The sequence below is a fragment of the Suttonella sp. R2A3 genome, from assembly GCF_021513215.1.
In the GTDB taxonomy this organism is placed as follows: domain Bacteria; phylum Pseudomonadota; class Gammaproteobacteria; order Cardiobacteriales; family Cardiobacteriaceae; genus JAHUUI01.
In genome coordinates, this window is record NZ_CP090975.1 from 315,276 (window position 1) to 338,469 (window position 23,194).

Sequence of the window (23,194 nt, forward strand, 5' to 3'; positions counted from 1 at the left end):
AAGAAATTGCTCAATTTACTAAGCGCATAAAGAGCTCTTCTAAGCGATTAACCTTATTACGCATTGAGTGTACGCGCACGTTATGCGCGCTTAAGCGTTCGATTAATGTATTGATAGTTTGATTTGCACGATGCACACGTACTTCGATCGTCTCAAGGTCTATTTGGCGTAGCGAAAAATCGCTAAAGACTCTAGGATCCAAGGTTTGTGGCTCAATATTCAGCACAAACGTTTCTTCATCCATTTGTGAAAGCAACTGCCCCATCGCGCCTTCATAGACCATCTCACCATGGTTTATCACGCCAATCCGTCGACACAGCTGTTCGGCTTCTTCTAAATAATGTGTGGTGAGAATGATGGTTGTTCCTTCAGCATTAATCTGCTGCAGGAATTGCCACATGCTGCGGCGAATTTCTATATCCACTCCTGCGGTGGGTTCATCGAGAATCAGCAACGAAGGTTCGTGCGCCATCGCGCGCGCAATCATCAGGCGACGTTTCATACCGCCAGAAAGCTCACGCACTTGGCTGTTTTTTTTATCTGTCAATCCTAATTTATCGAGATAATACTCAGCGCGCTCAAGCGCTACTTCAGGCGCTAAATTATAAAATCCCGCCTGATTACGCACCACATCGACTGCGCGCTCAAACACATTGAGGTTAAATTCCTGCGGTACCAAACCAATCTTTTTCTTTGCACGCGAAAAATCCTGATCAATATCATGGCCAAAAATCCGGATACTGCCGCTGGTTTTTCGCGTCAATGAGGTGAGCATACTGATTGTCGTCGATTTACCCGCACCATTAGGCCCAAGTAAGGCGTAAAAATCGCCTTGCTCAACGCGTAAATCGATACCCTTTACCGCCCTAAAACCATTACGATAGGTTTTAGTAAGTTGAGAGATTTCTAATGCCAGTGGTTGTTCAGACACTAGCGATTGCCTTGGCCATCCGTTGTAACGCTACATCAAGCAGCTCACGGGAACAACCAAAGTTTAAACGCAGGAACCCTGGCGAGCCATAATCAGCGCCATCAGCTAAGCCAACACCGGCTTGTTCAAAAAAGCGCTGCGGATGCTCAACCGGTAATTCACGCGCATCAATCCACGCCAAATACGTCGCCGTCATCGGCTTCATGCGCAAATGTTTCATCGCATTGATCGCTTCATAAACCCGTTCAGCATTATCACGGAAATGGGCAATCATTGCCTGATGCCAAGCTTCGCCTTCGTTTAACGCGGCCGTGGCAGCAGTCATCCCAAGAATATTTACGTCCCCCGCTAGCCCCGCACACGAGGTGCGGAATGAGGTTCGTAACGCGGGATCAGCAATAATCGCAAACGCGCAAGCTAAACCGGCAATATTATAAGTTTTACTTGGCGCCATTAAGGTGATCGTACGCGCGAGTGTATCGGCGTTAAGGGTGGCGAAAGGCGTATGTTTAGAGCCATCTATAACCAGATCACAGTGAATTTCATCGCTACAAACCAGCAAGTCGTGACGTTTGGCAAAATCAGCAAACGCGACTAGCTCATCTACGCTATACGTCTTACCCAAAGGATTGTGCGGATGGCAGAGCAATAATAAGCCACTGTCTTTATCCACCGCGCGATCAAGGGCTGAAAAATCAATCGCCCAATGATCATCTGCATCCACCGCATCAACGAATTGTTGGCGAAAATTCATTAGCGATGGGTTTTTGCGTAAATGGGGATAGGTTGGCGAGATCGTTAATGCTGCGGATTTACCGCGCGCCAAGCTCACCGCACGCGACATATTCAGGCCTGGGACAACCCCCGGAATTGGCACAACCCATGAGCGATCAATCGTCCAATTATAAAGAGCCTGACAATGATCAACCACCGCATCAATAAACGCATCGGTTGCCATGCCATAACCTAACACGCCATGGTCAATACGCTGGTGTAACGCGTTGAGTACCGCTTCTGGCGCACGATAATCCGTATCGGCAATCCACATCGGAATAATATCTTGTTCCGCGTATTTTGCCCATTTAACCGAATCACTGCCCTTTCTATCTACGCTCTGAATCATTCTTTTTCCTTACGCCAAATTTGCCACCCGCCAAATAAGCCCAGTAACCCAATTAATAGCCATTGCCAGCTTTGGTAGTCGCTATGTAATACCGCCAAAGCAATACTCGCGGAAAGCATCACAGCGCCCGACACGCCCCGCCGGCTATGGCGATGGCGTTGATGATCGCTTGGTGATTGATTCTGTCCGTCAACAACCGCTTGCAGTGCGCGAGCGCCCAATAACGGCAGTTGCGGTAAGATTTTCGCATAATCATGGGCGTTATAGCGCGTACGCTTGAGCATCGCTTTCGGGCCAACCTGGTCTTTCATCCAATCCTCAAGCACAGGTTTTGCGGTTGTCCATAAATCCAGGTCTGGATACAGTCGGCGCCCTAACCCTTCAACGTTAAAAAACGTTTTCTGCAGTAGCACCAATTGCGGCTGGACTTCCATATCAAAGCGGCGCGCGGTTTGAAACAAGCTCAACAAAAAGCTGCCAAAAGAAATATCTTTAATCGGTTTGCCAAAGATAGGTTCGGAAACTTTACGGATTGCTGCTTCAAAATCAGTCACCCGTGTATCACGCGGCACCCAGCCTGATTCAACATGTAGCTCCGCCACCCGACGATAATCGCGATTAAAAAAGGCTAAAAAGTTTTCAGCCAGATAATGCTGGTCTTCCGGGGTCAGTGAACCCATGATGCCAAAATCAATCGCACAATATTTGGGTTTTTCTGGATCATCTAAATCAACAAAAATATTACCGGGATGCATATCGGCATGGAAAAAACTGTCGCGAAAGACTTGGGTGAAGAAGATTTCTACACCCCGTTCCGCCAGCGCCTGCATATTGGTATTTTTCTCAGCAATCGTTTGATCATTGCTGATATTTATCGCACGGATACGTTCCATGACCATCACTTGTTTACGGGTGTACGGCCAAAAGACTTCCGGCACATAAAGCAGTTCGGAATCGGTAAAATTCACCCGTAATTGACTGGCATTAGCAGCCTCAAACATTAAATCCAGCTCATTGCTGATCGTGTTTTCGAATTCATGGACCACTTCTACCGGGCGTAAACGGCGTCCATCACGCGTTTTAGCGACCACACGTGCGAGCGCATACATCAAAGCGATATCTTTAGCGACCAAACGCTCAACGCCCGGCCGTAAGACTTTGACTACCACATCTGAACCATCGCGCAACGTCGCCGCATGGACTTGTGCTACCGAGGCGGAAGCCAGCGCTTCATCTTCAAACTGTGAAAACACCGCATCAATCGATTGCCCGAGCGTCTTTTCAATAATCTCGCGCGCTTCTCTGCCAGAAAAAGGCGGCACACGGTCTTGTAAACGACTCAGCTCAATCACCATCTCTGGTGGGAGCAAATCTGGACGCGTTGAAAGGGTCTGTCCGAGCTTGACAAAAATAGGGCCTAAGGTTTCTAACGCCAAACGCAAGCGCTCAGCAGCGCTCCCCACGTTACGATCGTTGTGATAATAAGCTGGATGCAATCGTGAGGTTAGACGAAATAGACGAAACAGCCCCTGCCGTGGCAGATAATTATCGAGTCCAAAGCGCAGCATGACGGCATAAATAGCGTGCGTACGCATGAGTGTTCGCCACATTATGCTTGCCCCAATTGTTTAACACGTGCTTCTAAGCGGTCTAAACGGCGACGCAATTCACTGATACGATGCTGATGCGCCAATGCATCCGTACGGGTTAATACGCCATCGGTTTCATGATGTAAATAATCCGCTAATTTTTGCTCTAATACGTCGCGAGCTTTATCGCCCTGCTGACGTAATTCATGCATACCGTCGGCAATCAAACTGCCTAAACGATCACCAAAGCGCTGTTTGAATAGAGCATCAAAATCCGGACTGATTTGTGCCATCACCCGCTGAAATTGCTGCGCACTGTGTAAATCGCCTTCGATATAAAGCTTGTCGTTAACGCCTTGTGCCTGAGCATTACTCCGAAACAGGCGTAAAAAACCGCTTAATGATCCGCTTAAGCGGACATCGGCTTGATCAGCCGTTGCTTCATCAAGGAGGTAAAAGCGTCCACCACTAACTTGGAGATACCAAGGACGCTCACGCAAATTAAGTCGTATAGAAATCGTCTTACCTTCAAGTGGTGCTAATTTTTCAGCGAGCTCTGAGTCTAGGCTTAATGCTTGATTGAGCATCTTTTCTAACAGCGCGCCATCGAACAGCCGCTCAATCATGCTTTGACTCCTTTATGAATCGCAACAATACCTTTATTGATATTTTGGTAGGCCACTTTGGCAAAACCGGCTTCACTGAACATCGTTTGCAAGGTATCTTGATCGGGGTGCATACGAATCGATTCCGCTAAGTATTGATAACTCTCACGATCACCAGCAATCCACTGCCCCATTTGCGGTAAGAAATTAAACGAATACCAGTCATAAGCTTTACTGAGCAACGATGAAGTCGGTTTGGAAAATTCCAGCACCAATACCCGACCGCCCGGCTTCAATACCCGATGCATTTCTTTGATCGCTTGCGCTTGATCGGTGACATTACGTAAACCAAAGGCCATGGTGATCAAATCGATGCTGTTATCAGCAAATGGCAACGCTTCGGCATTTGCTAGCACAAAATCCACATTGGCTAAAAACCCTTCATTGAGCAAACGTTCACGTCCACGCGCCAGCATTTCTGCATTAATATCAGAGACGATTAACTGTCCTGACACATCGCCACCATGACCTGGAGCACGCATCTTTTTGCCCAGACGTGCACTGATATCGCCTGTACCGGCTGCCAAATCGAGTACCGTTTCGCCGGGTTTGACGTCTGTTTGCCACACATACCAGTCTTTCCACAAACGGTGTACGCCAAACGACATCACGTCGTTCATAATGTCATAGCGGCTCGCTACCGAATCAAATACTGCGCCAACACGAGCGTTCTTTTCGTCATAATCAATCGTTTGATAACCAAAATGGGTGGTTTCGTTCATAGTTTCCTCGTGTTTAGGGCAATTAGCGCGACGCGCCCTTTTCTTTAAGCGCAGTTAAATAGCGCTGCCAATAATGTTCTTGATTGGTTGCCAAATCATGCAGCACAGGCCAGCTGTAAAGCCCGCTGTTGTGGCCGTCACTGAACATCAGGCGAACCGCATATTGGCCAACCGGTATGATAGCACGGATGACCACTTCCTTTTTGCCGCCAATGGTCTTCCAATCCTCACCGTGACCGCGTACTTCAGCCGATGGTGAACATACGCGCAAATATTCGGCCGACATAGGATACGGGGTGTCGGCAAAGACCACCATTAACGTATCGCCTTTTTTACTGAGTCTTAATTCTTGAGGTGCTTCATTCATAGCCATTGCAGTAATTCCTTTAAATTCTCCACACGACCGATCGCGCGCGATTCTATCTCGCTATCGCGCACACTACCACCACGCAACACAATTGGCGCACCCGCATCTAACGCCGCTTGTGCACCGTGAATGGAGTCTTCAACGGTTAGCATATGTTCTATCGGCACCCCTAAATAAGCGGCGGCTCGTTGATAAGGCTCCGGATCAGGTTTAGCGTGTGCAACATCATCAACAGTCACAATCACTGAAAAGCATGGCAATAAATCAGCGTCTACGCGTGCGAAATCTTCCAGTGTGCCATCATAATCATCGGATGTAACGAGCGCGAGTGGATAGCCTTTCTCATAGCAGGCACGAATCGTCTGTGCTGCCCCATCAATCAAAGGAATACCTTGTTCAGCAATTAAGCGATCGCGGTTAGCCTGCCAAAGCGTGGTAAAACGTGCCACCTGGCTGGCATCGCCCAAAAAAGTTTCCAATTTAGCAAGAGAATAGGCGGCAGCCAAACCGGTAAACTCGCCAATCATCGCCTCATCAAAATCTACGTTCATGTCGGCAAATGCCGCGCGTAGCGTCATCGCATAGAGCTGTTCAGAATCAAACAATGTGCCATCTTTATCGAAAGCGATCGCTTGAATATCAAGCATAGCGTTCTCCTACTATAGTCGGTTCAATATTGAGCGTTAAAGCAAAACGCTCGTGCACGGCGCGCTGTACATTCGCCGCATAACGCAGGATGTCTTGGCCACTACCGCCTTGATTAACCAGCACCAAGGCATGTTTATGGTACATCCCCACCCCATTCTGGCTCTGTCCTTTAAAGCCGCATTGTTCAATACACCAGGCAGCTGATACTTTAACAAAGCCGGCATGCGCGGCAAAGGCAGGCAAATCAGGATATTGTTTCTGTAAGGCTTTTAGCTCGTTCTCACGAATGACCGGGTTATGAAAAAAACTACCGGCATTAGGCAGCTCGCGAGGATCAGGCAGCTTGTTTTGCCGAATAGTGCTCACCGCCTCGCATACCTGTGCAGGATTAGTGAGTGGTCTCTTATATTGCGCAAGATCAGGGTAGTTAAGCTGTAGCTCGCCATGACGCGCTAAACGAAAGGTGACGGCAATAATAATATAACGATCACGCCAGCCTTCCTTAAATTGGCTATGGCGATAGGCAAAATTGCATGCGGCAGCGCTTAGCTTATGATGTGAATCATCATGGCGATCATAAACATGCACACAATCAATAACTTCACCAACCTCACACCCATATGCACCAATATTTTGCACCGGTGCGGCGCCCACCGTGCCGGGAATTAGTGCTAAATTTTCTAATCCGTACCACCCGTGTTCGCTGGTTTCTTTTACCACATCATGCCAAAGCTCGCCCGCTTCAGCGCGGTAATAAATAAACTGCTCATCCTCAGCGATGACTTGACGCCCTTTTAACTGTAAATGCGCTAAAGGACGCGCCACTTCACCACAAAAAATTACATTACTGCCACTACCGAGCATAAACACATCTGTGGGCAGTGCCGCTAGCTCGTCAGCTTGTTCAATCACATATAAAGATTGAGCCTGTGCACTGGCTTGTAAGGTATGCCAGCCTGATAGAGGTTCATGATGACGGATTTGCATGCAAACCTCTATTTAACATCGTCAAAAAAAAGTACCGCGCCAAAGCGCGGCTATTTTGCGTAACTCGCGGCATTTAATCTACCCCGAGTTTTTTGAGTTTATAGCGCATTGCTCGGAAGCTGATCCCCAACCGTTCGGTAGCTTTGGTTTTGTTGTAATCACAGTCTTCGAGGGCTTTTAAGAGCACCTGCTTTTCAATGTCCTGCATATAGCCTTCTAAATCATCTGGAACGTCTTCATCAAGCAAAAACAACTCATCGGTTGTTCGCCCTTCCTTAGCCTCATGAGTCAGCTCAGAATTTTCTCTTGCGTTAGCAGTTGGTGAGGATGTGCGTTCTAAAGAAAGTTCATCAGCTTCAATGATATCGCTATCGGCAAAAGTAAGCGCACGTTCAAGAATATTTTCTAATTCACGCACATTGCCAGGAAACGCATAACTTTGCAGTTTATCTAAGGCTTTATCGCTTAACTGACGCGCATCAGATTCATGGCGTTTTGCTAAATGTTGCAGCAAGAACGCGGAAAGCTCCGGAATATCTTCTTGGCGATCTCGCAACGGTGGAATGTTTAACGAGATGACATTCAAGCGATAGTATAAATCTTCACGGAATTGCTTTTCCTGAACGCAATGCGCTAAATCTTGATGGGTCGCAGAAAGAATCCGTACATCGAAGAATTCTTCTTTTGCGCTACCGATTGGACGCACGCTGCGTTCTTGAATGGCACGCAGCAATTTTACTTGCATATTTAACGGCAGGTCTGCAATTTCGTCCAGAAAGAGTGTGCCGCCATTCGCTGCGATAAATAAACCGTCTTGGTCATAGTTCGCACCGGTAAACGCGCCCTTTTTATAACCAAAAAACTCACTTTCAACGAGATTTTCAGGAATCGCACCGCAGTTCACCGCAATAAATGGGCCATCGGCACGTGTACTCTTTTGATGAATAAGTCGTGCAACGACCTCTTTCCCCGTTCCAGATTCACCTTGGATAAATACTGGCGCTTGCGAGCGCGCAACTCGGCCAATCATTTTCTTAACTTGTAGCATCCCCTCAGAGGAACCAACCAGTTTGACATTTAAATCATCAGCATCCGCTTCTGAAGACGATATTGTCGTGGTGGATTTGCCTTTTTTAGGTTTTTCGGCGCGCTGTTTCGCCGAGCGGTCATTGCGGGCTTGTTTTTCAGCTGCCTGGCACAAATCGCGCAACTGCTTCAGCTCAAAAGGTTTGTTAATAAAGTCAAACGCGCCGCGTTTTAGCGCGGTGATCGCCATATTCATATCGCCATGAGCCGTAATCATACTCACCGGCAACCCAGGATATTGTTTTTGAATATAGTTCAATAAATCCAGGCCGTCGCCGTCAGGCAATTTAACATCGCAGATTACAAAGCTATACTCGTTATTTTTGAGTTTGCGCAGGGCTTGGCGCACCGAAAAGGCGCTATCGCACTGGATGTTTTGCCCCATGAGGCTCATCTCAATCAACTCGCAAATATCGCGCTCATCATCAATGATCAATGCTTTACTGTTCATTTAAACCTGTAGGTTATTGTTCATCAAAAACCTATATTACCATTGTCTGCTGGATCATACCTACCTGTTTTCCATGGGCTGGTTGTTATTTTCATTATTGGCATAGCGTTCCATCGTAATCCGGAAATGCGCTCCCTTTTCGCCACGTAAATAAACAATTTGCGCATTATTGGCAATGCACATTTCGCGCACCAAATAAAGGCCAAGCCCGGTACCACTGCGCTTTGAAAAAAACGGTTCGAAGATTTTTTCTTCATCTTCTGCCTCAACCCCGGTTCCATTATCAATCACATCAAAGAAGAGATGGTGGCCATTTTTGCTGATACTGGTTCTAAAGGTTATCGTTAAATCAAGCTGGTCGGGGTTATGTTTTGCCGCATTCAACATCAAATTATATAAAATCTCATTAAGCGAACCTGGCGAAAAATACACGGCATAATCAACGGTTGCTGCGATATTGGCGATAATTTCTACCCCAAGCAGTTCTTCGTTTTCTTTAGCGTCCAACATCAAGCGATAAATAAAGGGGTTAAGATGGAACAACTTGGTTTCATGTGGCTTGTTATGGAATAAACGCATAATTTCGGAAATGATCGAGTTGATACGTTTGGTATTACGCAGCATTTTTCCAATCAAAAAACGGGTTTGTAAATCATTATGCTGCTCGAGCAACAAATCAGCTGCATTTTGTACTGAGCCTAACGGATTGCGTATTTCATGAGCAATCCCTGCGGTTAAACGGCCAAGTGAAGCTAAACGCGTTTCACGTACGCGCCGGTAATGGGCTTCAACATCTTCCAAGGTAATTAACGTCAAACCTGATGTGTTGCCACTCCCAATCGAGGCAAAATGGATGGTATAGCTGTTTGCGCCAACCGTAAGAATTTCAAAATCGAGCAGCTGCAAATGAATCCATTTCAGATAGCGTAAATTTAGGCGTTCGGAAAGTTCTGTCAGCTTAATCGGCGATAGATTTTGTTCTTCATAAATATGCTGAAAAATATGTTTCGCTTTTTTGTTGATGATCACGATCGTGCTGCGTGGATCAACCACAATCAATCCACTATCCATTTCTTCAATGATAGAGTTATTGAGTTTATGAAGATTTTCAAGGAGATTACGGTTTAATTCTATTTGAATTCGGTTATCTTGCGCCTGCGCTGAGTAATAACCGATTAAGAACAGCACCAGAGCAAAAATACTGATTTGAAATAATGGCCAGAGCAAATCATACCCATTATCTAATTCCAGGATTCGCCTAACTGTTGAAGGAAATTGGTTAAAAAACCGCATGATATCCGAGTCAATTTGCTGACAGAACATCGCCAGCAACAGCAGCCCCATAATCATCAATACATTGAATATCGCAAAGACCGCTGATTGGCGCACCGACAAGCTCAACACGGATAGGAGAATGGAGGACAAATAGATCGCGATCAGCGTTTGGCTCCATTGCGTGTTGTGATAAGAAATCAACAGCAATAAAAGAAAAAATACATCGAGGACCGCATTGATTAACAAAAATATTGCGCGAGGATGCACGCGTTTTAATGCCGTATTGCACACCAGGAGCATTGCAACATAGCAAAAAGCAAAAATAACGCTCAAAATATGCTCTGGTTGCGGCGCATGAACCGCTATTTCTCGAATATTAAACGACTGATCTGCGCTGACACTAATCGCCACGATAAACATCGCCACAGCAAGTAAGCGAAAATAGTTGCTAAAACGTGCAATACGGACACGGTATTGTAGACTTTGCACTTTAACAATATTGCGCACGCGCCCAGGGGAAGAAAGATTAAAGTTGGGAATGAGGCTTTCATGATAGATCATGTAAATCCCCCCAAATGTATTGCAACCAGGTGAGACCGCTCACCACAGCTGTATCCGCACGTAAAATACGCGGCCCTAACACCTGTGGCTGCCAACCGGCAGCACAAGCTTGTGCCACTTCATCCTCACTAAATCCCCCTTCAGGCCCTACCAGTAAACTCGCTTCTTGTGGCGCCAGTTTGGTACTCAGTTTAGTCGGTGAGGCGTCATGTGGACTCATAATAATCCGCATGCCCTCACTAGAGTTAACCGCCTCATCGAACATCATCGGCGAGCTTAGCTCAGGTAACTGGCTACGTCCGCACTGCTGCGCTGAAGCAATCACAATATTGCGCCAATGGGTCATGCGTTTGGGCAAGCGTTGCGCATTAAGCTGTCGTTCACTACGCTCACTATCAATCGGGATAATACGTGAGACCCCTAACTCCACCGATTTCTGGATCGCAAAGTCCATCGCCTCACCTTTGAGCAAAGCGAGATACAAGCTGATCTTAAGGGGTGATTCATTCTCAACTGCCCGGCTTTCAAGCACACACACCTCAAGCTGGTTTTTGTCAGCTACTGTGATACGTGTTTGATACTCTTTTGCCTCGCCATTAAAAACGATCAATGCATCACCCACACGCAAACGCAGCACCTTGACAACATGTCGGTGCACGTCATCGCTCAACTGGATCTGTTCACCAACAGATAACGGTTGTGGAGTATAAACTCGAATACGACGCGCCATAGGGTCCTTGGGTTGAATTACTGATCGCCATAGTGGCATACTGCTGCCTATTCTAACCTGTTTTACCTCTCTTATCATTATGAGCACAACCACCATTTGTAGCTGGAATGTGAATTCCCTAAAAGTTCGCCAAAGCCATGTTTTAGATTATTTACGTGATGCCTCACCCGATGTTTTAGGCTTACAAGAACTCAAACAAACCACCGAGGCCGTTGATTGTGCGGCGTTTCATGAGGCAGGTTGGCAAATTAGCGTCTATGGACAAAAAACGTATAACGGGGTCGCGTTAATCAGTAAAGCCGCTCAAGAAGATGTCGTTTATGGCTTTCCAGGCGATAATGACCCACAGGCGCGTGCGATCGCCGCAACGATTAACGGTATTCGGGTGATTAACCTCTATGTGCCGAATGGCAAGAAAGTCGGTGATGAAAAATACGAATACAAACTCAGCTGGTTAGCGCGCTTGCAGAGCTATGTTGAAGAAACGTTGCAAACCTATGACAAGGTGGTCGTGATCGGCGATTTTAATATTGCGCCTGCTGACCTTGATGTCCACGACCCCAAAGCATGGGAAGGCAAGATTTTATGCTCTGAGCCCGAACGTGACGCACTGAATAAACTGCTGTCGTTAGGGTTTTATGACGGATTCCGCCATATTCATCCCGAACGTGAACAATTTAGCTGGTGGGATTATCGCATGGGCGGTTTGCGGCGCAACCTTGGGCTGCGTATTGACCTTAATTTGTGTAGTGACACGTTAAGCTGCAACGCTGCGGATATCGATATGGAACCACGCCGTCTTGAACGCCCTTCTGATCATGCGCCAGCCTGGGTTAGTGTAACGCCAAGAGCTTAACGTCGCGCACGAAAAAACGCTTGTAACAGCGCGCGACATTCAGCTTCTAACACCCCGCCTTTCACTTCACTAAAGCGGTGATTATGCTCACGAGCAAAAGCGAGGTCAAAAGCGCTGCCACACGCGCCCGCGCGCAGATCATACGCACCAAAAATAATCCTTGCGACCCGTGCCTGAACGAGCGCTCCTAAGCACATCATGCAGGGTTCTAAAGTGACATAGACACTCACCCCATTCATGCGATGGTTTACAAGATTTTCCCCTAAACTGCGTAGTGTGACGATCTCAGCATGTGCTGAGGGATCATGGTCCGTAATCGTTTGATTACACCCCAACGCTAACAGTTGATCGTCTTTCACCGCCACGGCACCAATCGGTACTTCACCTGCCAATTCCGCGCGCTGCGCTTCTTCAAGTGCTCGCCGCATCCAATATTCGTGGTTTTTTGTCATATCAATACAGCGCTAATGCCCGCAAACAGGCGTGGTAATGCGCGTCTCCTCGATTATGGGGAAAATACTGTTCTCTCAAGCGTAAACTATAAAGCACACCTTGCGCCTCTGCATCCAGCACCCAGCGACAAAGTTGAGATAAACGCACTTCAAGTTCACCTGCCGTATCTGCCAGATCCAGACTGACGCGCTCATTAGCTTGACCACTAAATTGTTTGATTAACATCTGCCCACGGCCCAGCTGTTTCCAAGCAATCCTTGATAACGGCGCACCATAATAATAAGGTGCTAAATAATTAAATTCATCTTCGCCACGCGCGCCGCTCGCGATCTCACCCTGTTGTGCGCTGTGTTGATAAGGAAGCAGCTGGCAACCTTCAGGTTTAGGATACACCAGTACGGTTGATCGCATCTTCAGCCATTGCCAACAGACAAACCAACCTGCAGGATGGGTGGTTAGCACAGTCAGTGGCGCACAGCTTAGCTCACCGCGCGCAAAGGTTGGTTGGGCGACACTGACTTGCGTCTGCGCACCAGCAGCTAGTCCTGAAATCATCTGCTGCTGCCAATCATTGCTGATCTTAAATCCGCCACGCTCACGCCCGTCTTTCTCGCTGATAAGAAAAGAAAAGACTGCTCGCTCACCCACAAAGCTCGGCGCAGCAGGCAAACTTCGAACTTGCAATTTAGCCAACTGCCCTACACTAAGCCCAGCGCTTAACATCACCAGAGTGCTCAACAAAAATGTCAGCGCATAACCCAGGTTGAGCTGATGGTTCGCCGACCAGATAAACAGCAATATCATGACAAACGCGAGGGCTAAACCAAATCGCGTTGGTACAATCGGCATTTTTGCCGCCGTTGGCAGACGCACGAGTACAACAGATTGCTTCCGCCGCAGCCAAAAGTTGCGCACCTTGTTAACCAAGCGGTTAGACATAACTACTGAGGCGTAACGTGCCAAATATCATCCGCGTAATCGCGGATCGATCGATCAGACGAGAAATAGCCCATCTGTGCAATGTTTGCCACCATCGACGCACGCCAAGCGCTTTGATCGCGATAATGCTGATCAACCAATGCTTGTGTATCAACATAGCTGCGGAAATCCGCCAGCGCCTGATAGTAATCGCCTTGAGCCGGGATTAAATGACCATAGCGCCCAGGTTCTTTCGGGCTAAACGTGCCCTTATTGATGCTTTTCACCACTTCGCGCAGTTCACTATCGCGTTCTAAATAATCAAGCGGGAAATAGCCCTGCTCGCGAATTGCGCTCACTTCTTCCACGGTATGGCCAAAAATAAAGAGATGCTCATCACCGATCACTTCGCGCATCTCGACAGTCGCACCATCGAGCGTACCAATGGTCAGCGCGCCATTAAGCGCAAATTTCATATTGCTTGTTCCAGAGGCTTCTGTACCGGCTAAAGAAATTTGCTCGGATAAGTCGGCCGCGGGAATGATGAGTTGCGCCAAGCTAACGCTGTAATTCGGCAAAAACACCACCTTAATCAAATCCCGAATGCGCAAATCATTATTAATCACTTCCGCTACATCGTTGATCAAATGAATGGTTTCTTTAGCGGTGTGGTAGGCAGAAGCGGCTTTGCCGGCAATCAGGAACACACGCGGCTGCCAATCAGCTTCAGGATCTTTCAAAATCTGCTGGTAGCGGTAGATAATGTGCAGAACATTCATCGTTTGCCGCTTGTATTCGTGGATGCGTTTGATTTGCACATCAAATAACGCCTCAGGATTGACTGTAATCCCCAGCGATTGTTCAATATACGCTGCGAGTTCTCGCTTATTCTCAAGCTTTATCTCAGCGAGCGCTTGCTGAAATGCCTCGTCGTGCTGCCACTGCATCAGTGCATTGAGCTCAGCGAGATTTTTACGCCATCCACGACCGATCTTTTCATCTATCAATGCGGATAAGCCACGATTAGCCAGCGCCATCCAGCGTCTTGGCGTGACGCCGTTGGTAACGTTCGTAAAGCGTTCAGGAAAAATGCGTGCGAAATCGGCAAAAATTGATTGCACCATCAGCTGGGAATGAATTTTCGCCACCCCATTGATTTTATGCGAACCCACCACAGCCACCCACGCCATGCGTACATTACGCCCATTGTGCTCTTCAATTAACGACACACGGCGAACCAAATCCTCATCGTCGGGGAATTTCTGCCGAACTTCCTCTAAAAAGGCTTTATTCATTTTGAAAATCAAATTGAGATGGCGCGGCAGTAAATAGCCCAGCATGTCGACTGGCCACGTTTCCAGCGCTTCGCCCATCAAAGTATGGTTGGTATAAGAGAAAATGGCTTGCGCCATCGACCACGCGTCTTTAAACGCGTAGCCGTGCTCATCAATTAGCAAACGTAATAGTTCAGGAATCGCTAAAGCTGGATGGGTATCATTTAAATGAATCGCCACTTTATCGGCTAAATTATCGAGCGTTTTATAGCTGGCCAGATGACGCACTAAAATGTCTTGCAGTGATGCTGAGCATAAAAAATACTCTTGCTTTAAGCGCAGCTCACGACCAATCGCGGTTGAATCATCGGGATAAAGCACGCGTGATAAATTTTCTGAGCTATTTTGCTTTTCAATCGCGGCAAAATAATCACCTTTATTAAATGACGCCAAATTAAAAATATCGCTGGCATGCGTTGACCATAGGCGCAGCGTATTGGCATAGCCATTATCATAGCCAGGAATAATTTCATCATAGCCTAAGGCAACGATTTCCTCGGCTTCACGCCATTTCTTTTGCCCGCCCTCTTCAATCACATGCCCACCAAAGCGAATTCGGTAGCGCTTGCTCGGGCGCACGAAATCCCAAGGGGTGCCTTGTTCGAGCCAGGTATCAGGTTGTTCCACCTGCTGACCATCAACGATCTCTTGGCGAAACATCCCGTATTCATAGCGGATACCATAGCCTACCGCCGGAATTTTCAGCGTTGCTAACGAATCGAGAAAACACGCGGCCAATCGACCTAAGCCACCATTGCCCAATCCCGGATCAAGTTCTTCGGTGATAATTTGGTCAAAATCCAAATCGAGGCCAGCAAACGCTTCACGCATTAAATCATAAACTTGTGAGGCGATCAGCGCATTCGATAAAGTTCGACCCATCAAATATTCCATCGATAAGTAATACACAAAGCGTTGTTTCTCATCGAATTGTTCGCGACGGGTTTGTAACCAGTTCTCAGCGAGTAAATCGCGGACCACGTATTGTGCAGCGCTCATCCAGTTCTGAGGCCTGGCTTCACGAGGGTCACAACCAAGCATAAAAATCATCTTATAGACCAAGGCATTCTTGATTGCTTCAACGCTGGCTAAGGGTTGTCGATAATTAAATTCTTTGCTTAAGAATGTACTCATCACGCTGCCTCATGTAAAACCTTATCCTACCACTGAGATAAAATATTCACCGGCTTAATTAAAAACCATAAAAAAAACCGAGCCTTGCAAATGCAAAGCCCGGTCTTTTTAGTCCCAGTGATTAATAAACTGGACTATAAGCGGCTTGTGGGTTCGCTTCATCAATCGCTTTGATAAAGACTTCTACACGACGCTCTTGTGGGTTATTTTGCGCCGTCGCAAAGCGTTCACCGTAGCCTTGGACAACAAAGCGCTGTGAATTCACCCCTTGTGCGACCAAATATTGTGCAGCATTTTGCGCACGCTTCTGTGAGAGCTGTAAGTTATGCTGCTCGCTACCGCTACCATCGGTAAAGCCATAAACATGCACGATAGTATTCGGATATTGCTGCAAGGTTTGTGCAATTTGATTCAGCGTTGGGTAAAACGCCTGGGTGATTTGGCTTTGATCCACACCAAACAACACTTCGCTAGGAATGTTTAACTGCAATGTGCCCTGATCGACACGGTTCACACCAACACCACTGCCTTGCATTTGCTGCTGCAATTGTTGTTCCTGGCGATCCATATAATTACCAATCAAACCACCAGCTAATGCGCCAACAGCCGCACCAACGTAACGACCATTATCATCATTAACCTGATGACCAGCAACGCCGCCAACTAAGGCGCCAATGCCTGTGCCAATTGCGGCATTTTGGTTTTGTGAGAGCGTTTGGCATCCTGCCAACGTTAATGCTGCCGCACCTGCGACTAAAATGGGATAACGCATAATTTTCTCCTACAGTGAAAAATATTAGGCTAGCATAACATACGCCTACAACGATTAACTTTTCGCAACCACATCGCACCGATGATTGATAAACATGGCATCACCGTAGCTAAAAAATCGGTATTGTGCGTCGATCGCATGCTGATATGCCTCTCTTATCGCGTTATAACCGGCAAAAGCGCTGACTAACATCAATAACGTCGACTCAGGCAGATGAAAATTAGTGAGCAAAGCATCCACGCAGTTAAACGAATAACCTGGGGTAATAAATAAATTGGTATCACCTTCAAAAGGCACTAATTCACCGTCTCGTGCGGCGCTTTCGAGCGCACGTAAACTCGTTGTACCAACCGCAATGACACGCCCACCACGCGCACGACACGCTTTAATGGCATCAACCGCGCTCTGATCAACGCTCAACCATTCTTCATGCATCACATGCGCGCTTAAATCTTCCTCACGCACCGGCTGAAACGTACCCGCACCGACATGTAACGTCACTTGTGTGCAGGCAATACCACGTGCGGCAATCGTCTCGAGCATTGTTTGATCAATGTGTAGGCCTGCCGTTGGCGCGGCGACCGCCCCCGGATGTTGCGCATAAACGGTTTGATAGCGCTCACTATCGAGCGCATCAGCGTCGCGTTCTAAATACGGCGGAATCGGCATCTCCCCATGAGCGGCCATTAACGCCTGCCATGGTTTTTCGCTGGTCAGCGTAAATAACGTATTGTCGCGCCCGCTAACCGTAATCCGATCATCACCAATAAAAAGCTGACTCCCTTCTTTTGGTGATTTCGATGCGCGCAAATACGCACGCGCCTCATGGGCGGATTTAAGCCGCTCAATAAGGATCTCAACCTTACCACCGCTGGCTTTTTGCCCGTGTAGCCGTGCCGGCAAAACACGGGTGTTATTGAGTACCAACAAATCATCATCGCCAATAGTGTCTAGCCAATCGCGCATGCCATGATCGCTAAGCTTTGCGTGTTCATCAGCTTGTGGCTCAACCACCAACAAACGGCTATCACTGCGATTATCCAGCGGATAACGCGCGATCAGGCCTTCAGGAAGATCAAAATGGAAGTCGGATTTTTTATACATTTTCATGCGGTTACTTGCTGTTGTGACAATCTCTTGCCAAAGTTTTCGTGAGTGAGTAATCAGTGATTATCGTTTAACCGGCACAGCCGCTCGGGATAAACGCGCCCTGCTGCAACGCGCCCGACGCCAAAAAAAGCATCATCATCGTAGAGCGCATACTCGCCTGCTGGATAATCAGCCAATAATTCAATATCGTTACCATGACGGATAAAACGTATCTTTTCCGCTGGGACGACCAGTTTTGGTAGCGTGGACACGCAGTCAGTTAAAGGCAACAAAAGTTCGTCCAAGGTCTCAAACGCTTTTTGATCGGTAAGATCGCTGATTTGTTCTAGTGGGTGCATGCCTTCAGGCAAATGCCCGATTTGCACGCGTCGAAGCGCTATTGCATGCGCAGCGCTACCCAAATAAGCGCCAATATCACGCACTAAAGCGCGAATATACGTACCCTTGGAACAACGCACACGCAATCGTGCGCTCTCATGGTCGAAATCCAACACGCTTAGCTCAGAAACATTAATGCTACGCGGGGCTAATTCAGGGTGCTCACCACGGCGTGCTAAATCATAAGCACGCTGGCCACCCACTTTTAGCGCTGAATAGATCGGTGGCATTTGCTGTTGCTCGCCAAGGAAAGCGTCACAGACCGCCTGCCAATTGTCACCATTAAGCTCAGGAATTGCTGCACGATGTAGCACAGCGCCTTCGATATCGTCGGTGTCGGTTTGCGCGCCTAAGCGCAGCGTCACCTCATAGCTTTTATCAGCATCGAGTAAATAGCTGCCAAATTTTGTTGCTTCACCAAAAAGTACCGGCAATAACCCACTGGCAAAAGGATCGAGCGTACCGCCATGTCCGGCTTTTTGCGCTTGGTACATGCCGCGAACCCGCTGCAACGCCTGATTGCTACTGATTCCTATCGGTTTATCAAGCAGCAGAATGCCATCTAACGCTCGCCCTTTTCGCCGACGCGCCATGATTAGCTATCCTGAGCCTCGTCAGAATCGTCGATATCTTTGACTAAATCTTCGAGCATATGCTCCATGCGCGCGCCATATTCGACCGATTCATCGTAATAAAACGTCAGCTCTGGCACTTTGCGAATGGTTAAGCGCTTAGCGAGATAATGGCGAAAACGCCCAGTATGCTCATTGAGCGCGTCAACCAATTCTGCACGCTCATGCGGATTATCGAGCACATGCGTGACATAGACCTTGGCAAACGCTAAATCGCGCGTCACACGCACATCGGTAAACGACAGCATGCTCGCATGCGGATGATCGAGCAGTTCGCTCACCGCTTGGGAGAGTTCGCGCCGCATCTGTTCGCCGATGCGGCGTGTGCGATCAATTCCTTTTGGCATTACAAGCTCCGCTCAACGCTCACGCGCTCGTAGCACTCGATCTGGTCGCCCACTTTGACATCGTTGTAGTTCTTAACCCCAAGACCACATTCAGTCCCAGCACGCACTTCATTGACGTCATCTTTAAAGCGACGCAACGATTCGAGCTCACCTTCGTAAATGACCACATTCTCGCGCAAAACACGGATCGGATTTGAGCGCTTGAGCAAACCGTCTTCAACGACACACCCAGCGATTGCGCCAAGTTTTGAAGAGCGGAACACATCGCGCACCATGGCAACCCCAATAATCTCTTCACGGATTTCTGGCGAGAGCATACCTTGCATCGCATCGCGCACCTGATCAATCGCTTCATAGATAATGCTGTAATAGCGCAGATCAATGCCTTCTTCTTCAATCAAGCGTTTTGCATTCGATTCCGCGCGCACGTTAAAGGCGATAATAATCGCTTCTGAGGCTATCGCTAACTGCGCATCAGATTCGGAAATCCCACCGATACCAGTTGAGACGATATTGACCTTAACTTCATCAGTCGACAGCTTCATCAGTGATTCAGATAACGCTTCAACCGAGCCTTGAACGTCCGCTTTAATCATCAAGTTAACGGTATGCACTTTATCTTTATCCACGTTGCTGAAGAGATTCTCGAGCTTCGCTTTTTGCTGACGCGCAATCTTGATTTCTTTGAATTTACCTTGACGGAAATTCGCAATCTCACGTGCTTTACGTTCGTTTTCAACAATAACCACATCATCACCAGCATTCGGCGTACCGGATAAACCAAGCACCTCAATTGGCGTTGATGGACCAGCTTCGGTGAGCTCGTTGCCTTGCTCATCCAGCATCGCACGAATACGGCCGTATTCCATACCAGCCAACATGATCGCGCCTTTTTTCATCATCCCAGCTTGAACGAGTACCGTTGCGATGCTGCCTCGGCCGCGGTCTAGGCGTGATTCAACGACCACACCTTTACCAACCCCGGTTGCAGGTGCTTGAAGTTCAAGCATTTCTGATTGAATCAATATTTGCTCAAGCAGCTCATCAATGCCATCGCCGCTTTTCGCAGAAACATGGGCAAAGAGATGCTCGCCGCCCCATTCCTCAGAAATCACGCCGTGTTGTGAAAGCTCAGATTTCACGCGCTCAGGATCAGCTTCTGGCTTATCCATTTTGTTAACCGCAACAATCAGCGGCACACCAGCGGCTTTCGCATGTTGGATCGCTTCAACCGTTTGTGGCATCACGCCATCATCAGCGGCCACCACCAAAATAACCACGTCTGTCACATCCGCACCACGCGCACGCATCGCAGTAAACGCCGCGTGACCTGGCGTGTCTAGGAAGGTAATCTGACGGCCATTATCGGTAGTCACACGATACGCACCGATATGCTGGGTAATCCCACCAGCCTCACCAGCGGTAACTTTCGTTTTACGAATGTAATCTAGCAATGAGGTTTTACCATGGTCAACGTGACCCATAATCGTCACCACTGGTGCACGCTCACGCATCTCGCCCATGTTCTCATCAGCTTCGGCAAATACCTGCTCTTCGAGCTCATTCTCTTTGGTCAGAGTATATTCATGGCCCATTTCTTCAGCAACTAACGCAGCGGTTTCCTGATCGAGAATCTGGTTGATGGTCACCATCGAACCCATCTTCATCATGATTTTAATCAGCTCACCGGCCTTAACGCTCATTTTCTGCGCTAATTCACCGACAGTGATCGTTTCAGGAATACGCACTTCCTTACTCACTGGCGCTACCGGCTTCTCAAACTTACCGCCTTTACGCTCGCTATGGCGCTCATTGCCACGCTTGCTACCACGTGAACGGCGCTCGTCATCACCACTTTTTACCGCACGCTTACCGCTACGGTCATTTTTGCCATGGTATTGACGCTCTTTAGACTGAATATGGAAACGACTTTCCGCTTCTTCTTCATAGCCTTCACGCTTGCGCACATCCGCCATAGCGGCCTGACGCTCACGCTCGAGCAACTCTTTTTCTTTTTTCGACTTGGCTTCGCGTTCTTTTTGCTTTTTCAGCTGCTCTTCAGCATTGGCTTTAGCCTCTTCAGCTTCACGCTTCACTCGCTCTTTTTCCTGCTCAGCAAGTTGTGCCTGCAGTTTTTCTTCAGCTTTTTGACGCTCAGCTTCTTCTTTTTTTGCCTGCTTTTCTTCTGCGGCCTTACGCTTTTTACGCTCAGCTTCATCAGCAACGCGCTGACGCTGACTTTCTTCAGCTTCACGACGCTCGCGCTCTTCGTTATCACGCAGCGCGGCACCTTGCTCTTGGCGCTTTTGCTCAGCCATTTGCTGGGCAATTTCACGCGCGCTCGGCTTCTTAACAGCCGCTTTTGCGTTTTCACTCTTAGCTTTCGCTGGCTTTTTAGAAGCTGGCTCGCTTTTCTTCGCCGCCGGCTTACGTGTTTTCGACAAACCCAATTTAGAATTTTTACGCGATTGCATGTGCTTGGTTAACGCCACTTTTTGCGCAGGAGTCATCGTCTCATCAGCGCTGCTAACGTTAATTTCCGCTTCTTTAATCAAGTCCAACAAGCGGTTAACTGGGATTTTTAATTGTTTGGCTAGTTCTGCTACGGTCATTATTTTCCCCCTTAATTACGATTGTCGGAACCATGGTTCGCGAGCTTGCAGAATAATCGCTGATGCTTGTTTCTCATCGAGCCCACTTAGCGTGGTCAGCTCATCAACAGCTAATTCAGCAACATCTTCTTGAATGCTTAACCCAGCAGCGGTTAACTGCTCTACCAAAGCCTCATCAAGGCCCATTTCTTCAATTGGTGTTTGCATTTCTTCTTCAGGATCATTATCAGCAACAAACGCCTGAGTGAGCAAGAAATCGGTCGCGCGTTCTAGTAACGCGTCAACCAAATCCTCATCAAAGGCTTCAATCGCTAATAAATCCTCACGGTCAGCATAAGCCACTGCATCGGCGCTGGTAAATCCAGCCGCATTCAGCTCAACCGCCACTTCTTCTTCAATATCCAGTTGGGTAGCCAGCGCTGCTTCTTGAGCATCTTGCTCGGCCTCAACCTGTGCATGGAACTCTTCTTCGCTGAGCACATTGATCTGCCAGCCGGTCAGCTCGCTCGCCAAACGCACGTTTTGACCGCCTTTGCCCACTGCTTGTGGTAATTTTTCTTCGACCACCGCGATATCGATCATCTTCTTATCCATATCAACCCGCGAATGGGTGATATTTGCTGGCGCCATTGCTTTACAGACATAAGTCTGCGGATCTTCGTCCCACAACACAATATCAATGCTTTCGCCGTTGAGCTCATTCATCACCGCCTGCACACGTGAACCACGCATACCCACACAAGCGCCAACCGGATCGATACGCGGATCAAAGGTGCGCACCGCGATTTTCGAACGAATGCCTGGAGCACGCGCCGCACCCATAATCTCAATATTCCCCATATTGATTTCTGGCACTTCAAGGGTAAAGAGTTCAGTCAGCAGCTCTGGAGCAACACGGCTGATTTGTAACTGTGGGCCTTTAAGCTCACGGTTTACTTTCGCCAAATAACCACGAATACGATCGCCGCTACGCAGAGGCTCACGAGGAATCATATCCTCACGCAAAATCGTCCCTTCCACGCCGCCGATATCAACAATCGCATTACGACGCTCATGACGGCGCACAATCCCATGCACCAATTCACCTTCTTTATCGATGAACTGCTGATAGACTTTTTCCCGCTCCGCTTCGCGTAATTTCTGGATAATGATTTGCTTGGCCTGCATCGCGCTGATACGCCCAAACGGCTCATTATCGATTTTAATTTCATACACATCGCCGGCTTTTAAGTTCTCTTCCGGCCATTCAATCTCAGCCACACTTTCGCGAATCTCAGCATCCGGGTTTTCTAAAATCGCTTCATCATCAACGATTTGCCACACACGATACGTTTCGTATTCACCGGTACGGGTGTTGATGCTCACGCGCGCTTCGATATCCTCATCATGGTGGCGTTTGCGCGTTGCTGCAGCAAGCGCTGCCTCGAGGGCTGAAAAGATCACCGAACGATCAACGTCTTTCTCATTCGCTACTACTTCGACAATTGCTAAAAGTTCCTTAGCCATGATAACT

21 protein-coding genes are annotated in these 23,194 nt (G+C 47.9%); 1 reads left to right on the top strand and 20 read right to left on the bottom strand.

What is annotated here, in order from left to right; all coding sequences use genetic code 11:
* Nucleotides 1-10: 10 nt before the first annotated feature.
* From L0B52_RS01555 to L0B52_RS01605, 11 genes are all read right to left on the bottom strand, one after another.
* On the bottom strand, nucleotides 11-931 hold the full coding sequence (locus L0B52_RS01555; protein WP_235064783.1) for an ABC transporter ATP-binding protein: 921 nt from the start codon (nucleotides 929-931) through the stop codon (nucleotides 11-13).
* On the bottom strand, nucleotides 924-2,054 hold the full coding sequence (locus tag L0B52_RS01560; RefSeq protein WP_235064784.1) for a MalY/PatB family protein: 1,131 nt from the start codon (nucleotides 2,052-2,054) through the stop codon (nucleotides 924-926). The genes L0B52_RS01555 and L0B52_RS01560 overlap by 8 nt, the downstream gene beginning before the upstream one ends.
* On the bottom strand, nucleotides 2,051-3,664 hold the full coding sequence (gene ubiB, locus L0B52_RS01565) for a ubiquinone biosynthesis regulatory protein kinase UbiB (RefSeq protein ID WP_235064785.1): 1,614 nt from the start codon (nucleotides 3,662-3,664) through the stop codon (nucleotides 2,051-2,053). Before ubiB ends, L0B52_RS01560 begins: the two co-directional genes overlap by 4 nt.
* On the bottom strand, nucleotides 3,664-4,269 hold the full coding sequence (locus tag L0B52_RS01570) for an SCP2 domain-containing protein (RefSeq protein ID WP_235064786.1): 606 nt from the start codon (nucleotides 4,267-4,269) through the stop codon (nucleotides 3,664-3,666). The genes ubiB and L0B52_RS01570 overlap by 1 nt, the downstream gene beginning before the upstream one ends.
* Nucleotides 4,266-5,030: a bifunctional demethylmenaquinone methyltransferase/2-methoxy-6-polyprenyl-1,4-benzoquinol methylase UbiE gene (gene ubiE, locus L0B52_RS01575; RefSeq protein ID WP_235064787.1), complete on the bottom strand. Its 765-nt coding sequence runs from the start codon at nucleotides 5,028-5,030 to the stop codon at nucleotides 4,266-4,268. Before ubiE ends, L0B52_RS01570 begins: the two co-directional genes overlap by 4 nt.
* 22 nt (nucleotides 5,031-5,052) lie before the next feature.
* A complete protein-coding gene (locus L0B52_RS01580) occupies nucleotides 5,053-5,403 on the bottom strand; it encodes a gamma-butyrobetaine hydroxylase-like domain-containing protein (protein WP_235064788.1) in 351 nt (116 codons plus the stop codon).
* Nucleotides 5,394-6,044: an HAD family phosphatase gene (locus L0B52_RS01585; RefSeq protein WP_235064789.1), complete on the bottom strand. Its 651-nt coding sequence runs from the start codon at nucleotides 6,042-6,044 to the stop codon at nucleotides 5,394-5,396. The genes L0B52_RS01580 and L0B52_RS01585 overlap by 10 nt, the downstream gene beginning before the upstream one ends.
* Entirely contained in the window at nucleotides 6,037-7,032 is a 996-nt protein-coding gene (gene murB, locus L0B52_RS01590; protein WP_235064790.1) for a UDP-N-acetylmuramate dehydrogenase, read from the bottom strand. Before murB ends, L0B52_RS01585 begins: the two co-directional genes overlap by 8 nt.
* 73 nt (nucleotides 7,033-7,105) lie before the next feature.
* Entirely contained in the window at nucleotides 7,106-8,569 is a 1,464-nt protein-coding gene (locus L0B52_RS01595) for a sigma-54 dependent transcriptional regulator (protein WP_235064791.1), read from the bottom strand.
* Between the two features lie 60 nt (nucleotides 8,570-8,629).
* Entirely contained in the window at nucleotides 8,630-10,405 is a 1,776-nt protein-coding gene (locus tag L0B52_RS01600) for an ATP-binding protein (RefSeq protein ID WP_235064792.1), read from the bottom strand.
* Nucleotides 10,392-11,135: a 16S rRNA (uracil(1498)-N(3))-methyltransferase gene (locus L0B52_RS01605; RefSeq protein ID WP_235064793.1), complete on the bottom strand. Its 744-nt coding sequence runs from the start codon at nucleotides 11,133-11,135 to the stop codon at nucleotides 10,392-10,394. The genes L0B52_RS01600 and L0B52_RS01605 overlap by 14 nt, the downstream gene beginning before the upstream one ends.
* A 79-nt stretch (nucleotides 11,136-11,214) precedes the next feature.
* Here L0B52_RS01605 and xth point away from each other — a divergent pair, with 79 nt between their 5' ends.
* Nucleotides 11,215-11,991, top strand: a complete 777-nt coding sequence (xth, locus tag L0B52_RS01610) for an exodeoxyribonuclease III (protein ID WP_235064794.1) — start codon at nucleotides 11,215-11,217, stop codon at nucleotides 11,989-11,991.
* Here xth and tadA read toward each other — a convergent pair.
* From tadA to nusA, 9 genes are all read right to left on the bottom strand, one after another.
* Nucleotides 11,988-12,419, bottom strand: coding sequence for a tRNA adenosine(34) deaminase TadA (gene tadA, locus L0B52_RS01615; protein WP_235064795.1), 432 nt, complete (start codon nucleotides 12,417-12,419; stop codon nucleotides 11,988-11,990). The two genes, xth and tadA, sit on opposite strands and share 4 nt — an antisense overlap.
* A 25-nt stretch (nucleotides 12,420-12,444) precedes the next feature.
* Nucleotides 12,445-13,407, bottom strand: a complete 963-nt coding sequence (locus L0B52_RS01620) for a DUF58 domain-containing protein (protein WP_235064796.1) — start codon at nucleotides 13,405-13,407, stop codon at nucleotides 12,445-12,447.
* On the bottom strand, nucleotides 13,386-15,830 hold the full coding sequence (locus tag L0B52_RS01625) for a glycogen/starch/alpha-glucan phosphorylase (protein WP_235064797.1): 2,445 nt from the start codon (nucleotides 15,828-15,830) through the stop codon (nucleotides 13,386-13,388). Before L0B52_RS01625 ends, L0B52_RS01620 begins: the two co-directional genes overlap by 22 nt.
* A 121-nt stretch (nucleotides 15,831-15,951) precedes the next feature.
* The gene (locus L0B52_RS01630; protein WP_235064798.1) at nucleotides 15,952-16,602 is read right to left on the bottom strand and encodes an OmpA family protein; all 651 of its coding nucleotides are present in this window, start codon (nucleotides 16,600-16,602) and stop codon (nucleotides 15,952-15,954) included.
* Between the two features lie 54 nt (nucleotides 16,603-16,656).
* A complete protein-coding gene (queA, locus tag L0B52_RS01635; protein WP_409202306.1) occupies nucleotides 16,657-17,706 on the bottom strand; it encodes a tRNA preQ1(34) S-adenosylmethionine ribosyltransferase-isomerase QueA in 1,050 nt (349 codons plus the stop codon).
* A 59-nt stretch (nucleotides 17,707-17,765) separates the two neighbouring features.
* Nucleotides 17,766-18,683 carry a tRNA pseudouridine(55) synthase TruB gene (truB, locus tag L0B52_RS01640; RefSeq protein WP_235064800.1) on the bottom strand — a complete coding sequence of 306 codons (918 nt, stop codon included), beginning with the start codon at nucleotides 18,681-18,683 and terminating at the stop codon, nucleotides 17,766-17,768.
* A 2-nt stretch (nucleotides 18,684-18,685) separates the two neighbouring features.
* The gene (gene rbfA, locus L0B52_RS01645; protein ID WP_235064801.1) at nucleotides 18,686-19,069 is read right to left on the bottom strand and encodes a 30S ribosome-binding factor RbfA; all 384 of its coding nucleotides are present in this window, start codon (nucleotides 19,067-19,069) and stop codon (nucleotides 18,686-18,688) included.
* Nucleotides 19,069-21,681: a translation initiation factor IF-2 gene (gene infB, locus L0B52_RS01650; protein WP_235064802.1), complete on the bottom strand. Its 2,613-nt coding sequence runs from the start codon at nucleotides 21,679-21,681 to the stop codon at nucleotides 19,069-19,071. The genes rbfA and infB overlap by 1 nt, the downstream gene beginning before the upstream one ends.
* A gap of 15 nt (nucleotides 21,682-21,696) precedes the next feature.
* On the bottom strand, nucleotides 21,697-23,187 hold the full coding sequence (gene nusA, locus L0B52_RS01655; protein WP_235064803.1) for a transcription termination factor NusA: 1,491 nt from the start codon (nucleotides 23,185-23,187) through the stop codon (nucleotides 21,697-21,699).
* Nucleotides 23,188-23,194: the final 7 nt, after the last annotated feature.